The organism is Staphylococcus sp. GDY8P94P (assembly GCF_017892255.1).
GTDB lineage: Bacteria > Bacillota > Bacilli > Staphylococcales > Staphylococcaceae > Staphylococcus > Staphylococcus cohnii.
In genome coordinates this window covers 359,517-374,214 of sequence record NZ_JAESKU010000001.1, presented here as the reverse complement: position 1 = coordinate 374,214, position 14,698 = coordinate 359,517, and the positions used below count along the sequence as shown (strand labels likewise).

Sequence of the window (14,698 nt, the reverse complement as noted above, 5' to 3'; positions counted from 1 at the left end):
TTCATTCAGTCATTAATACCAACAATAAGATGACAAATGAGTTGTTTAGCGTTTAAATTTCTGTACGATAAATCAATGAATCAATTATTTTATAGCGGGTCTTGAAATTAAAGTAAAGTTTAATTTTTGACTCGCTTTTTAGTTTGGAGGAAATAAACGATTAAATACTATGGAAGAATGATTAATGATAAGTCCTTATTAACTGATGAACGTATAAGTCAAACGACGAAAGGTGTTATATTAGATAATGGCTATTGGACGTGTTCGCAATGTCATTCACACCGACCAACGCATTTTTATAAATACCAATCTATGGTATTAAATAAGCCAATCGTCTACTGTAGAAATTGTATCAATATGGGGAGAATGGATAATATTACCGAAGTTTATATCATAGAAAGTCACAATGTAGTGACGCCTTGCCATTATCAATTACCATTCAAATTATCAGAGCAACAGCAATTTGCATCCGACAAAATTGTATCAGCGATTGCAAGCTTCCATTCTCTGTTACTTCATGCTGTCACAGGTGCAGGTAAGACTGAGATGATATTTGAAGGAATTAAATATGCGAGGAACCAAGGTTATAATGTCGCAATCGTATCTCCACGGGTTGATGTCGTTTTAGAAGTGAGCATGAGGATTAAAGCAGCATTCCGCGAAGAAGAAATAGATGTATTACATCAATCATCACAGCAACAGTTTAATGGTCATTTTATTATTGCCACAGTTCATCAACTTTATCGTTTCAAACAACATTTTGATGTAATTATTGTAGATGAAGTAGATGCCTTTCCATTACCCACAGAACCAACGTTGATAAAAGCATTACAGCGTGCCTCGAAATTAAAACACTGTCATATATTAATGACTGCTACACCCACAAAATCATTAATTAGACAAATCAGCAATTTAGAAATCATTCAATTACCCGCGCGCTTTCATAGACATCCTTTACCAGTGCCTCAATTTAAATTTCTGAGAATTAATCCCAATAAAAAGCAATATCAATTATTACGATTTTTACAACATCAAGTCAGTCAACAACGATATACACTCGTCTTTTTTAACGACATTATTTTAATGAAACAATTGTATCAATTATATAAAGATGCGTTACCATCTTTAATATATGTTTACAGTAATGATGTGTTTCGATTTGATAAAGTAAAGCGTTTGAGAGATGGCGAACACGCCATTGTTTTCACCACTACTATACTAGAAAGAGGCTTTACTATGGCAAAACTCGATGTTGTGATCATAAATAGCCACCAGTTTGAGACGAGCGCCATCATTCAAATATCAGGAAGAGTTGGAAGAAAAGCAGAAGCACCAACAGGAAGCGTATTTTGTATGCATGAAGGCATCACACTGTCTATGCTTCAAGCTCAATATCAGATAAAGAAAATGAATAAACTTGCAAAAAAAAGAGGGTGGATAGACTGACAGCGATATGTTTATATTGTCACACTTATTATTCAGAACCGTTAAATGCATTTACCTTTTATAAAAAAGCTTCAAAATTGTGCCATATTTGTAATCATCAATGGGATATAATGAAATTAAATGCGACGAATCGCTGCCCAACATGTATGAAGTTACTTAATGAAACAGAAAAATTATGCTCAGATTGTACTGAATTATCTTCGAAATTTAAATTAATGAATAAATTATATTGTTTTTACCGATACGACGGTATTGTAAAAGAAATGCTTCAACAATATAAATTTAAAAGAGATGTTGCAATAGCAGAAATAATAGCAGAAAAAGTTAAATTGCCTCATTGCAAATATGATTATGTTATCCCTATACCGTCTCCTCTATATAGAGATAGGGAAAGAACGTTTAATCCTATACAATTAGTATTAGACTTAAAAAAGGTTGAATATCATTGTTTGCTTGCTACACACTCATGTGTGAAACAATCAGAATTAAGTAAACAAAAACGCATGCAACGACCGAATCCTTTTGAAATAACACGATATGTAGATTTAAAAGAAAAAAATATTTTATTGATAGATGACATATATACTACAGGCTTAACGGTTCATAATGCAGGACAGTTGTTATTTGATAGAAAAATCAGAAAATTCGATGTGTTTACGTTTGCACGGTAAGCTATTCGTGGTATTATAGATATAAGCACTATTACCAATATAGAGGTTTTAAAGGAGTCGATTACTATGATCAGATTTGAAATTCACGGAGAGAACCTCACTATTACTGATGCGATTCGCAACTATATTGAGGAGAAAATTGGTAAATTAGAACGTTACTTTAACAATGTGCCAAATGCAACTGCACACGTTAAAGTTAAAACGTACCAAAACTCAGCAACTAAAATAGAAGTAACTATTCCATTGAAAAATGTTACGCTTAGAGCGGAAGAACGTCATGATGATTTATACGCTGGTATTGATTTAATTAATAGCAAATTAGAAAGACAAGTTAGAAAATATAAAACGCGTGTAAATCGTAAAAATAGAAAGAATGACGAACCAGAAGCATTCGCATCATTACCTGAAGAACAAGAGGCAGAAAATCTTCAAAATGATGACAATGATAGTGAAATTGAGATTATTCGTTCAAAAAATTTCAGTTTAAAACCTATGGATTCTGAAGAAGCAGTATTGCAAATGGATTTATTGGGCCATGATTTCTTCATTTTTACAGATCGTGAAACAGATGGTACAAGTATTGTCTATAAAAGGAAAGATGGCAAATATGGACTAATTGAAACAACTGAATAATTCAATTGCATTAGTATCATATTTATAAAAGTAGTAGCGTCCATGATTGAGTGAAATCATGGACGCTCATTTTTTGCTATGTTATTATGTAATAATTTGAAAGTGAACATGTATGTTGTGTATATTTTTATTGAGACAGTATTTCAATATGTATTCCAAAACATGTAAGAAAAATATAGTGTAGGTAGTATGATAAACGTAATAAGTGTAAATTTAAGCTTATAAATGATATTATAAATTGTTGTAAACAAAGAGTTATAATGAGAGTTATAAAGCTAAAGGAGCGAACAGAATGGGTTTTTTATCAAAAATTGCAGATGGCAATAAAAGAGAAATAAAACGCCTTGGTAAATTAGCCGACAAAGTCCTCGCATTAGAAGAGGATATGTCGATATTAACTGATGAAGAAATTAAAGAAAAAACGAAAAATTTTCAAGCGCAAGTTCAAGAAGAAGAAGATATTAAAAAGCAAAATAAAATTTTAGACGATATTTTACCAGAAGCATTTGCTTTAGTTAGAGAAGGATCAAAACGTGTGTTTAACATGATTCCTTATAAAGTACAAGTTATGGGTGGTATAGCGATTCACGGCGGCGATATTTCTGAAATGAGAACCGGTGAAGGTAAAACATTAACGGCGACAATGCCAGTTTATTTAAATGCTTTATCAGGACGCGGTGTACATGTTATTACAGTCAATGAATATTTATCTAGCATACAGAGTGAAGAAATGGCTGAATTATATGAATTTCTTGGATTAAGTGTTGGTTTGAACTTAAATAGTAAAACGACTGCAGAGAAAAGAGAAGCTTACGCAAGTGATATCACTTATAGTACCAACAACGAATTAGGATTTGATTACTTACGTGATAACATGGTGAATTATGCGGAAGAACGCGTGATGCGATCACTTAATTTTGCGATTATTGATGAGGTAGACTCAATTTTAATTGATGAAGCACGTACGCCATTGATTATTTCAGGTGAAGCAGAGAAATCCACTTCACTTTATACTCAAGCAAATGTTTTTGCTAAAATGCTTAAAAGCGAAGATGATTATAATTATGACGAAAAAACAAAAGCAGTCCAATTAACTGAGCAGGGTATTGATAAAGCAGAACGTATGTTTAAAATTGATAACCTTTACGATGTGAAAAATGTTGATATTATCAGTCATATCAATACTGCGTTACGTGCACATGTTACTCTACAAAGAGATGTAGATTATATGGTGAATAACGGTGAAGTATTGATTGTTGACCAATTTACAGGGCGTACAATGCCTGGACGTCGTTTTTCAGAAGGATTACACCAAGCAATTGAAGCTAAAGAAGGTGTGAAAATTCAAAACGAATCAAAAACGATGGCTTCAATTACATTCCAAAACTATTTTAGAATGTATAATAAATTATCCGGTATGACAGGTACTGCAAAAACAGAAGAAGAAGAGTTTAGAAATATTTACAATATGACAGTTACGCAAATTCCTACCAACAGACCGGTACAACGTATTGATAAACCTGATTTAATTTATATCAGTCAAAAAGGTAAATTTGATGCAGTTGTAGAAGATGTCATTCAAAAGCATAAACAAGGCCAACCAGTCTTGTTAGGGACTGTTGCTGTTGAAACAAGTGAATATATTTCTAATTTATTGAAAAAACATGGTGTACGTCATGATGTTTTAAATGCGAAAAATCACGAACGTGAGGCGGACATTATCGCAAGTGCTGGCCAACGTGGTGCAGTGACAATTGCTACTAACATGGCAGGTCGTGGTACGGACATCAAATTAGGCGATGGTGTTGAAGAAATTGGAGGCTTAGCAGTAATTGGTACAGAACGTCATGAATCACGTCGTATAGATGATCAATTACGTGGTCGTTCAGGTCGTCAAGGAGATAAAGGTGATAGCCGTTTCTATTTATCGCTACAAGATGAGTTAATGGTGCGCTTTGGTTCAGAACGTTTACAAAATATGATGAATCGATTGGGCATGGATGATTCAACGCCAATCGAATCTAAAATGGTTTCACGTGCTGTGGAATCAGCTCAAAAACGTGTTGAAGGCAATAACTTTGACGCTCGTAAACGTGTCCTTGAGTATGACGATGTACTGCGTAAGCAACGTGAAATTATCTATAGTGAACGTAATTATATTATTGACAGCGACGAAAGTGGCGAATTAATCAATGCAATGCTACGCTCTACGTTAGAAAGAAGTATTCATTATTATGTAAATGAAGAAGATGACGAACCTGACTATGAGCCATTCATCAATTATGTGGAAGATGTTTTCTTGAATGAAGGCGAATTAAAAGTAGAAGATATTAATGGAAAAGATAATGACGATATATTTGAAGTTGTATGGTCAAAAATAGAAATAGCTTTAAAAGATCAAAAAGAGAAAATAGGTACTCAGTTTGATGAATTTGAGCGTATGATTTTACTCCGTTCCATTGACACGCATTGGACAGACCATATTGATACTATGGATCAACTACGTCAGGGTATTCATCTACGTTCATATGGTCAACAAAATCCATTACGTGACTATCAAAATGAAGGTCACCAATTATTTGATACTATGATGCAAAACATTGAAGAAGATGTGAGTAAATATATTCTCAAATCAGTAATTTCAGTAGAAGATGATGTAGAACGTGATAAAACAACTGATTTTGGTAAAGCTGAGCATGTATCAGCAGAAGATGGAAAGGAAAAAGCGAAAGCAGAGCCTTATGTCAAAGATGAGCATATAGGCAGAAATGACCCATGTCCTTGTGGCAGCGGTAAGAAATATAAAAACTGTCATGGCGCTTAAACTTATCTAAAATGATAAGCGTGTGAGACAGGATTTATTATTTTTAGTATATCAAGCATCTTTTGCAGTTAAATTGTGGCGTTTAACTGTGAAAGATGTTTTTTTTAATAATTTAAGGATAGAGGCTAGTGCTTAAGTTGAAATTGGCAGTTTATATTTTGTATCATATGTATGATAGTGTAGTAATTGATATATCAAATATATTTCATTCGTAAAAATTAGGAGAGATGCACAATGGAATTATCTGAAATTAAGCGTAATTTAGATGCTTATAAAGAAAAGTTAGAACAACTTAGGGGGTCTCTTTGACTTAGAAGAAAAAGAGACGAATATACAAGAATACGAAGAAATGATGACAGATCCTTCATTTTGGGATGATCAAGATAAAGCTCAAGAAATTATAGATAAGAACAATGCTTTAAAATCGGTTGTTAATGCCTACAGAGATCTAGAAGCAAACATTGAAGATATGGAAACAACACGAGAATTATTGTTAGAAGAAGACGATACATCGATGAAAGATGAATTAGAAGCAAGTGTGCTTCATTTTCAAAACGAGCTAAACCAATTTGAGTTACAATTATTGTTAGATGGACCTTATGACGCGAATGATGCAATTATTGAATTGCACCCTGGTGCAGGTGGTACAGAATCTCAAGATTGGACAAATATGCTGTTGAGAATGTATCAACGTTACTGTGAACAAAAAGGATTTAAAGTTGAAATCGCAGACTATTTGCCTGGGGATGAAGCGGGCGTTAAAAGCGTGACAATGATTGTGAAAGGTCATAATGCATATGGTTATTTAAAAGCTGAGAAAGGTGTACATCGACTTGTACGTATTTCACCATTTGATTCATCTGGTCGTCGACATACATCTTTTGCTTCTTGTGATGTCATACCACAGTTTAATAACACTGAAATAGAAGTGGAGATAAATTCTGATGATATTACCGTTGATACATTTAGAGCTTCAGGTGCAGGTGGTCAACATATCAATAAAACAGAATCAGCTATTAGAATTACCCACCATCCAACAGGTATTGTGGTAAATAACCAAAATGAACGTTCACAAATCAAAAACAGAGAAGCTGCAATGAAAACTTTGAAGTCTAAACTCTATCAATTAAAAATAGAAGAACAAGAACAAGAAATGGCAGAAATCCGCGGTGAACAAAAAGAAATTGGATGGGGAAGCCAAATAAGATCTTATGTATTCCATCCATATGCGATGGTTAAAGATCACAGAACAAACGAAGAGACAGGTAAGGTAGATGCAGTTATGGATGGTGATTTAGGACCATTTATTGAAGCGTATCTACGTAATCAAATGAATCTAAATCATTCAACAAAAGATTAATACTTAAATAGATGTTAATATTATACTAACTTTATGAGTGAGCTGGGAACCAATTGATAACTAATTGTTTTCTAGCTCACTCATATTTTTATAGGGTAATATAGTAAGTAGGACGAGCTATTCACTTCAAACGATTGCTTAAATTTTATTAGTAATTTTTAATAAATAGTTTCTTATATGTAAAATGCAAATTGAAATATTACAGTTGCATTTAACCGATGTGCTACTATGATTAAAATTATTGTGATAAAGGTAAGAAAGGCTTGATTAAAGGGCAATGAGGCGTTCAGTTAATAATTATCTTTTGCATTACAAAATGATAACAATGCTAAAAGTATTAAGCGGATATGCTATATTATGATTGATTAAATATCGAATAAATTTAGACAGCAAAGGATTGAAACACATAATGAAGAAAGGCTTAACTTTTTCTCTAACTTCTGCAGCACTGTTTTTTGGCGTGAATGGTCTAGCATCAGCTAATCAAGTACATACAGTGAAAGAAGATACTGATTTATCAAATATAGCGCAAGCATTCGCAACAACGACTAATACAATACAATCATTAAATCATATAGAGCTTGTACAGTCGGTTAAATCTGGACAAACGCTAGTACTTCCTGACGAAGATATTGTGGAAGTGAAAGAAGGCGATACACTACAAGGTATTGCGAATAAACATCAAATAAGTTTAAATGAACTTTATCAATTGAATCCGTATATTACAGAGACAATTCATCCTGGGCAGCTCATTGCTGTTTCTGAAAAAGGTTCATCACATTTAAATAACCAATTTCAAAGCACATACGCACAAAGTAATTCTGAAAGTTACACACAAAATGACTTAGAAAATAATTCGAATAGTGATCAATTCACAATAGGAGTAACAACTGAAAACAATCATACGTTCACAAAATTAGCTAACCATTCTTTACCAGTAAAGCAGCAATCTTGGTCAAATGATAGTATTGATGAACGCGATACTACATCAAACGTTAACAGTATTCATAACAATGGTTATCAACCGAAATACTACACAGCTCAAGAGCAGAAACACTACGCATCCGGTGGGCAGAATTATTATGATTGGGGTCAGTGCACATACTACGCTTTTGATAGACGTCAACAATTAGGTAAATCTGTAGGAACGCTTTGGGGCAATGCGAATAACTGGGCTTCAGCTGCACGTCAAAATGGTTATGTGGTTAATGCTACACCTGAAGTAGGCGCTATCTTACAAAGTAATGCTGGAAATTATGGTCATGTAGGCATTGTAGAACGTCAAAATAGTGACGGATCCATTTTGGTTTCGGAAATGAACTGGCAAGGTGTTGGACAAAAATCTTATAGAACCATTCATAATTCGGGACAATATAACTATATTCATTAAAAAGATAAAAACGTATACTTAGCAATTTCACTAGTAATTGTACAAATATATTTAAACTAATAGCCCGAGACATAAATAATGTCTCGGGCTTATTATCATAATGGGCATTGATGTTGGCATTATATGTCAGAGGTGTCATTTTTTACATTCAGTACTTTTTCAATAAAATTTGTTATGGACGTATCATTTTTTGAAATGATGTAAAATGAATAAAACTTGAAAGACAAATAAATAGGTTATATTTTTAAAATAGAACGATTTGATGATATTTAACGGCATTAAAAAGACATTTTACATGTGGAATGATATTATAAAATCAAGTATAATCATTCATTAAATAAATGAGGAGGCGCTATCATGGGAGTACATCAATATTTTAAACGTTTATCAGATTTAGAAAAATTAATACGATTGCCTGGGAAATTTAAATATTTTGAGCATAATGTTGCTGCACATTCCTTTAAAGTGACTAAAATTGCTCAATATTTAGGTACAGTAGAAGAATATCACGGCAATAAAGTAGATTGGAAAAGCTTATACGAAAAAGCCTTAAACCATGATTTCGCCGAAATTTTTACAGGAGATATTAAAACGCCAGTCAAATATGCGAGTGGAGAATTAAAAAAATTATTCTCACAAGTAGAAGAAGAAATGGTAGATCATTTTATAAATGAAGAAATACCAGAACAATATCAATCCATATATCGAGAACGACTGCAAGAAGGAAAAGATGATTCACTAGAAGGTCAAATTTTATCTGTTGCTGATAAAATTGATTTGTTATATGAAACATTTGGTGAAATTCAAAAACGTAATCCTGAGCCACTATTTTTTGAAATATATGAAATGTCATTAGAAACAATTATGCAATTTGACCATTTGAATTCAGTGCAAGATTTTATAGAAAATATTATTCCTGAAATGCTTACAGAGAGATTTATACCAAAATCGGAATTACGAGAAACAACGATGTCTATTTTAAATAATAGGAACGGGTGACATGAATGATCTGGTATATACTAGCATCTTTTTTTCCCTGCATACTTGTCGTATTGTTTAGCGTACTGACAAGAAGTAAATGGGTAGGTACTATTTTAACTTTGATTTTAATAGGAACTTCAATTGAAAAAGGTTTTTTTCATGATGAATGGATTATTTTTATAGATGTTGCTTCATTATTAGCAGGTTACTTAATTATCGATCAATTAGAACTCCATAAAAAAGAAGATGATTAGCTAATAAGTGTTAAGCAACTTAATTGATACAACATGACAAAGAGTATATAATTATTTAACTTCATTTTATCAGAATAAAAATTTATTAACGCAAACAAACATGGTCATGTACTGTGTTTGTTTTTATTTAATGAAACACTAATTTACGAACAAATGTTTGTATTGAAGGTTATAAATCTGTTAAAATATAAACTGTTAATAACATACGTATGTAAAATATAGTTATATCAACTAAAATAAGTCGCGTGTTAAATGAGATATTTAAATTACGTTCGAACAGATAGAAATATAATAGGAGGCATGTGTCATTATGGAACACTACCCATTTAAATTACAATCGGATTTTGATCCTAAAGGGGACCAACCAGAAGCGATTCGACAAATTGTAGATGGTGTGAATGCAGGGAAGAGACATCAGACATTACTAGGAGCTACGGGTACTGGGAAGACATTTACAATGAGTAATGTGATTCAACAAGTTGGTAAGCCAACTTTAATTATCGCCCATAATAAAACGTTAGCGGGTCAATTATATAGTGAATTTAAAGAATTCTTTCCTGAGAATAGAGTCGAGTACTTCGTCAGTTACTACGATTATTATCAACCAGAGGCCTATGTACCATCAACTGACACATTTATTGAAAAAGATGCATCAATTAATGACGAAATTGACCAATTACGTCACTCTGCGACAAGCGCATTATTTGAACGAGATGACGTCATTATCATTGCTAGTGTGAGCTGTATCTATGGTTTAGGTAATCCAGAAGAATATCGTGACTTAGTTGTCAGTGTCCGCGTAGGTATGGAAATGGACAGAAGCGAGTTACTTAAAAAATTGGTAGATGTGCAATACACAAGAAATGATATTGATTTTAGACGTGGTACATTTCGTGTTAGAGGTGATGTTGTAGAAATCTTCCCAGCTTCTCGTGAAGAAATGTGCATTCGTGTTGAATTTTTCGGGGATGAAATTGATAGAATACGTGAAGTTAATTATTTAACTGGAGAAGTGTTGAGAGAACGCGATCACTTTGCAATTTTCCCAGCTTCCCACTTCGTTACCCGAGAAGAAAAAATGAAATCTGCCATCCAACGTATTGAAAATGAACTTGAAGAACGTTTGTCAGAGTTGCGTTCCGAGAATAAATTGCTTGAAGCTCAACGCCTAGAACAAAGAACAAATTATGATTTGGAAATGATGAGAGAGATGGGATTTTGTTCAGGTATCGAAAACTATTCTGTACATTTGACACTAAGACCTATGGGTTCTACACCTTATACATTGCTCGATTATTTTGGAGATGATTGGCTTGTGATGATTGATGAGTCACATGTGACATTACCACAAGTCAGAGGTATGTATAACGGTGACCGTGCGCGTAAACAAGTACTTGTTGATCATGGTTTTAGGTTACCAAGTGCTTTAGACAATAGACCGTTAAAATTTGAAGAATTTGAAGAAAAAACGAAACAACTTGTATATGTATCTGCAACACCAGGACCTTATGAATTAGAACATACAGATGAAATGGTGGAACAAATTATTCGCCCAACAGGATTATTAGATCCTAAGATAGAAGTTAGACCGACAGAAAATCAAATTGATGACTTGCTTAGTGAAATACAAGAACGTATTAATCGAAATGAACGTGTATTAGTAACAACATTGACTAAAAAGATGAGCGAAGACTTGACCACGTATTTGAAAGAAGCAGGCATTAATGTGAATTATTTACATTCAGAAATTAAAACTTTAGAACGTATTGAAATTATTCGAGATTTACGTGTGGGTACCTATGATGTGATTGTGGGTATTAACTTGTTAAGAGAGGGTATTGATATACCAGAAGTATCTCTTGTTGTCATATTAGATGCAGATAAAGAAGGCTTCTTACGCTCGCAAAGATCACTTGTCCAAACAGTAGGTCGTGCAGCGCGTAATAGTGGCGGTGAAGTTATTATGTATGGAGATAAAATTACAGATTCAATGCGTTATGCACTAGATGAAACAGAGCGTCGTAGATCGATTCAACAAGCATATAATGAAAAATATAATATTACGCCTACCACAATTAATAAAAAAATTCACGATGTTATCAGTGCTACTGTTGAAACAGATGAAACAAACGAAGCGCAACGTACGGAAGTACCTAAAAAAATGACGAAAAAAGAGCGTGAAAAAACCATTAGTAATATAGAAAAAGAAATGAAACAAGCAGCTAAGGATTTAGACTTTGAAAAAGCAACTGAACTCAGAGATATGTTGTTTGAATTAAAAGCAGAAGGGTGACGAAAATGAAGCAACCATCCATTGTAGTTAAAGGGGCACGTGCCCACAATTTAAAAGATGTTGATATTGAAATACCTAAAAATGAACTTATAGTAATGACGGGGTTATCTGGCTCTGGCAAATCTTCATTAGCTTTTGATACGATTTATGCAGAAGGGCAACGTAGATATGTAGAATCATTAAGTGCTTATGCAAGACAGTTTTTAGGACAAATGGATAAGCCAGATGTTGATACTATTGAAGGTTTGTCTCCTGCGATTTCAATAGACCAAAAAACAACAAGTAAAAATCCAAGATCTACGGTTGCCACTGTTACTGAAATATATGATTATATTCGTCTATTATATGCACGTATTGGAAAGCCATATTGTCCAAATCATGGTATAGAAATTGAATCTCAAACTGTACAACAAATGGTCGATCAGGTTTTACAACTTGAAGAGCGCAGTAAGATTCAATTACTGGCACCTGTAGTAAGTCATAGAAAAGGTGCGCATGAAAAGTTAATTGATGACATTAGTAAAAAAGGATACGTACGTGTGCGTGTTGATGGCGAAATTACGGATGTAAATGAAGTGCCAAATTTAGATAAAAATAAAAACCATACGATAGAAGTTGTTGTAGACCGACTTGTAATCAAAGAAGGTATTGAAACACGTCTAGCTGATTCTATAGAAACAGCATTACAACTTGCAGAAGGTAATATAATCATAGATATCATTGATGGCGATGAACTAAAATTTTCCGAAAATCATGCTTGCCCTATATGTGGATTTTCAATCGGAGAATTAGAACCACGCATGTTTAGCTTTAACAGCCCATTTGGAGCATGTCCAACTTGTGATGGTTTAGGACAAAAACTGATGGTAGATTTAGATTTAGTTGTTCCTGATAAGGAGAAATCATTGAATGAAGGTGCAATTGTTGCTTGGGAATCTTCAAGTTCAGACTTTTATCCAACATTATTAAATCGTGTCTGTGAAGTATATAAAATAAATATGGATAAACCATTCAAAAAATTAACAGAACGCCAAAAAGATATTATTCTTTATGGTTCCAAAGATAAAGAAATTGAATTTACATTCAAACAGCGCAACGGTCAAACAAGAAAACGTACGATGGCGTTTGAAGGTGTTATAAATAATATCAATAGACGTTATCATGATTCACCATCAGAACTCGTAAGAGAAATGATGAGTAAATACATGACAGAACTTACTTGTGAAACATGCCATGGCAAACGTTTAAGTCGCGAAGCTTTGTCTGTGTATGTGGACGGGAAAAATATCGGTGAAGTGGTAGAACACTCTATTAAAGATGCACTGTATAACTATGAACATATCACATTATCAGAGCAAGATAGAAAAATTGCTAATCAAATTTTAAAAGAGATTAATTCTAGATTAGAATTTTTATATAATGTAGGATTAGAGTATTTAACACTCAATCGTGCTTCTGGTTCATTGTCAGGTGGTGAGGCGCAACGTATACGTTTAGCAACTCAGATTGGTTCAAGACTATCTGGTGTGTTATATGTTTTAGATGAGCCTTCTATAGGATTACATCAGCGTGATAATGATCGGCTAATTAGCACTTTAAAAGAAATGCGAGATCTAGGTAACACTTTAATCGTTGTTGAACATGACGATGATACGATGCGTGCTGCAGATTATTTAGTAGATGTAGGACCAGGTGCTGGAGACCACGGCGGTGAAATTGTTGCGAGTGGTACGCCAAAACAAGTTATGGCAAATACAAAATCTTTAACTGGTCAATATTTGAGTGGTAAGAAGAAAATTCAGGTGCCAGAATCACGTCGTGAAGTTACGGATAGAAAAATTAGTGTCAAAGGCGCACGCAGTAATAATTTGAAAGATGTTAATGTAGACTTTCCGCTTTCAACGATGAATGTTGTTACGGGTGTGTCTGGTTCCGGTAAGAGTACATTGGTCAATGAAGTACTTTATAAATCATTAGCTAAAGAGATAAATAAATCTAAAGTTAAACCAGGTGATTATGATGAAATTAATGGTATAGATCAACTTGATCGTATTATCGATATTGATCAATCGCCAATTGGTAGAACACCGCGTTCTAATCCAGCAACGTATACAGGTGTTTTTGATAACATACGAGATATCTTTGCTCAAACAAACGAAGCAAAAGTCAGAGGTTATTCTAAAGGTCGCTTTAGTTTTAATGTTAAAGGTGGTCGCTGTGAAGCATGTAAAGGTGACGGTATCATTAAAATAGAAATGCACTTTTTACCGGATGTCTATGTACCTTGTGAAGTTTGTGGCGGTTCAAGATACAACCGTGAAACACTAGAAGTAACATACAAAGGTAAAAACATTGCGGACGTCTTGGCTATGACTGCCGAAGAAGCAACAAACTTTTTTGAAAATGTCCCTAAAATACATCGGAAATTGAAAACTTTAGTAGATGTTGGTTTAGGCTATGTTACTTTAGGACAACCGGCTACGACATTATCTGGTGGTGAAGCACAACGTGTTAAACTTGCTTCAGAATTGCATAAACGCTCTACTGGTCGTTCAATATATATATTAGATGAGCCAACAACTGGTTTACATGTTGATGATATTAGCCGATTATTAAAAGTGTTAAATAAATTGGTTGATAACGGTGACACAGTTGTCATCATTGAACACAATTTAGACGTTATTAAAATGGCTGATTATATTATTGATTTAGGTCCAGAAGGCGGTGACGGTGGTGGTACTATCGTTGCGACAGGTACACCAGAGGATATTGCAAAAGTGAAAGGAAGCTACACTGGACAATATTTAAAACCAGTATTAGAAAGAGATACAGTTCAAGCATAATAG

At 33.7% G+C, this 14,698-nt stretch carries 10 protein-coding genes; all 10 read left to right on the top strand.

Annotated features, from left to right (window positions below; all coding sequences use genetic code 11):
- The first annotated feature begins 177 nt into the window (after positions 1-177).
- The 10 genes from KA926_RS01930 (at position 178) to uvrA (ending at position 14,695) form a co-directional block, all read left to right on the top strand.
- Positions 178-1,446 carry a DEAD/DEAH box helicase family protein gene (locus tag KA926_RS01930; RefSeq protein WP_210143538.1) on the top strand — a complete coding sequence of 423 codons (1,269 nt, stop codon included), beginning with the start codon at positions 178-180 and terminating at the stop codon, positions 1,444-1,446.
- Between the two features lie 110 nt (positions 1,447-1,556).
- The gene (locus tag KA926_RS01925; protein WP_245335814.1) at positions 1,557-2,117 is read left to right on the top strand and encodes a ComF family protein; all 561 of its coding nucleotides are present in this window, start codon (positions 1,557-1,559) and stop codon (positions 2,115-2,117) included.
- Between the two features lie 66 nt (positions 2,118-2,183).
- Complete coding sequence (gene hpf / locus KA926_RS01920) at positions 2,184-2,750, top strand: ribosome hibernation-promoting factor, HPF/YfiA family (RefSeq protein WP_210143537.1); 567 nt, start codon at positions 2,184-2,186, stop codon at positions 2,748-2,750.
- Positions 2,751-3,042: 292 nt separating this feature from the next.
- Positions 3,043-5,574 (top strand): preprotein translocase subunit SecA, encoded by a 2,532-nt coding sequence (gene secA, locus KA926_RS01915; RefSeq protein WP_210143536.1) that lies wholly within the window; start codon positions 3,043-3,045, stop codon positions 5,572-5,574.
- A 234-nt stretch (positions 5,575-5,808) separates the two neighbouring features.
- Positions 5,809-6,934 (top strand): peptide chain release factor 2 gene (gene prfB, locus KA926_RS01910; RefSeq protein WP_210143535.1). Its coding sequence is split into 2 segments (ribosomal slippage): positions 5,809-5,880 and positions 5,882-6,934, totalling 1,125 coding nucleotides; the frame shifts between segments, so codons are not numbered across the junction.
- Positions 6,935-7,343: 409 nt separating this feature from the next.
- Positions 7,344-8,324: a CHAP domain-containing protein gene (locus KA926_RS01905; RefSeq protein ID WP_210143534.1), complete on the top strand. Its 981-nt coding sequence runs from the start codon at positions 7,344-7,346 to the stop codon at positions 8,322-8,324.
- Positions 8,325-8,681: 357 nt separating this feature from the next.
- Positions 8,682-9,323 carry a YfbR-like 5'-deoxynucleotidase gene (locus KA926_RS01900; RefSeq protein ID WP_019469491.1) on the top strand — a complete coding sequence of 214 codons (642 nt, stop codon included), beginning with the start codon at positions 8,682-8,684 and terminating at the stop codon, positions 9,321-9,323.
- A gap of 5 nt (positions 9,324-9,328) precedes the next feature.
- Positions 9,329-9,559: a CsbA family protein gene (locus KA926_RS01895; RefSeq protein ID WP_019469490.1), complete on the top strand. Its 231-nt coding sequence runs from the start codon at positions 9,329-9,331 to the stop codon at positions 9,557-9,559.
- A 307-nt stretch (positions 9,560-9,866) separates the two neighbouring features.
- Positions 9,867-11,852 carry an excinuclease ABC subunit UvrB gene (uvrB, locus tag KA926_RS01890; RefSeq protein ID WP_181187461.1) on the top strand — a complete coding sequence of 662 codons (1,986 nt, stop codon included), beginning with the start codon at positions 9,867-9,869 and terminating at the stop codon, positions 11,850-11,852.
- A 5-nt stretch (positions 11,853-11,857) separates the two neighbouring features.
- Entirely contained in the window at positions 11,858-14,695 is a 2,838-nt protein-coding gene (gene uvrA, locus KA926_RS01885; RefSeq protein ID WP_210143533.1) for an excinuclease ABC subunit UvrA, read from the top strand.
- Positions 14,696-14,698: the final 3 nt, after the last annotated feature.

What these genes read in the sequence shown, in the direction of transcription:
- KA926_RS01930 (WP_210143538.1), top strand. Translation starts at nt 178, where the DNA reads ATGATTAATGATAAGTCCTTATTAACTGATGAACGTATAAGTCAAACG.
- KA926_RS01925 (WP_245335814.1), top strand. Translation starts at nt 1,557, where the DNA reads ATGAAATTAAATGCGACGAATCGCTGCCCAACATGTATGAAGTTACTT.
- hpf (WP_210143537.1), top strand. Translation starts at nt 2,184, where the DNA reads ATGATCAGATTTGAAATTCACGGAGAGAACCTCACTATTACTGATGCG.
- secA (WP_210143536.1), top strand. Translation starts at nt 3,043, where the DNA reads ATGGGTTTTTTATCAAAAATTGCAGATGGCAATAAAAGAGAAATAAAA.
- KA926_RS01905 (WP_210143534.1), top strand. Translation starts at nt 7,344, where the DNA reads ATGAAGAAAGGCTTAACTTTTTCTCTAACTTCTGCAGCACTGTTTTTT.
- KA926_RS01900 (WP_019469491.1), top strand. Translation starts at nt 8,682, where the DNA reads ATGGGAGTACATCAATATTTTAAACGTTTATCAGATTTAGAAAAATTA.
- KA926_RS01895 (WP_019469490.1), top strand. Translation starts at nt 9,329, where the DNA reads ATGATCTGGTATATACTAGCATCTTTTTTTCCCTGCATACTTGTCGTA.
- uvrA (WP_210143533.1), top strand. Translation starts at nt 11,858, where the DNA reads ATGAAGCAACCATCCATTGTAGTTAAAGGGGCACGTGCCCACAATTTA.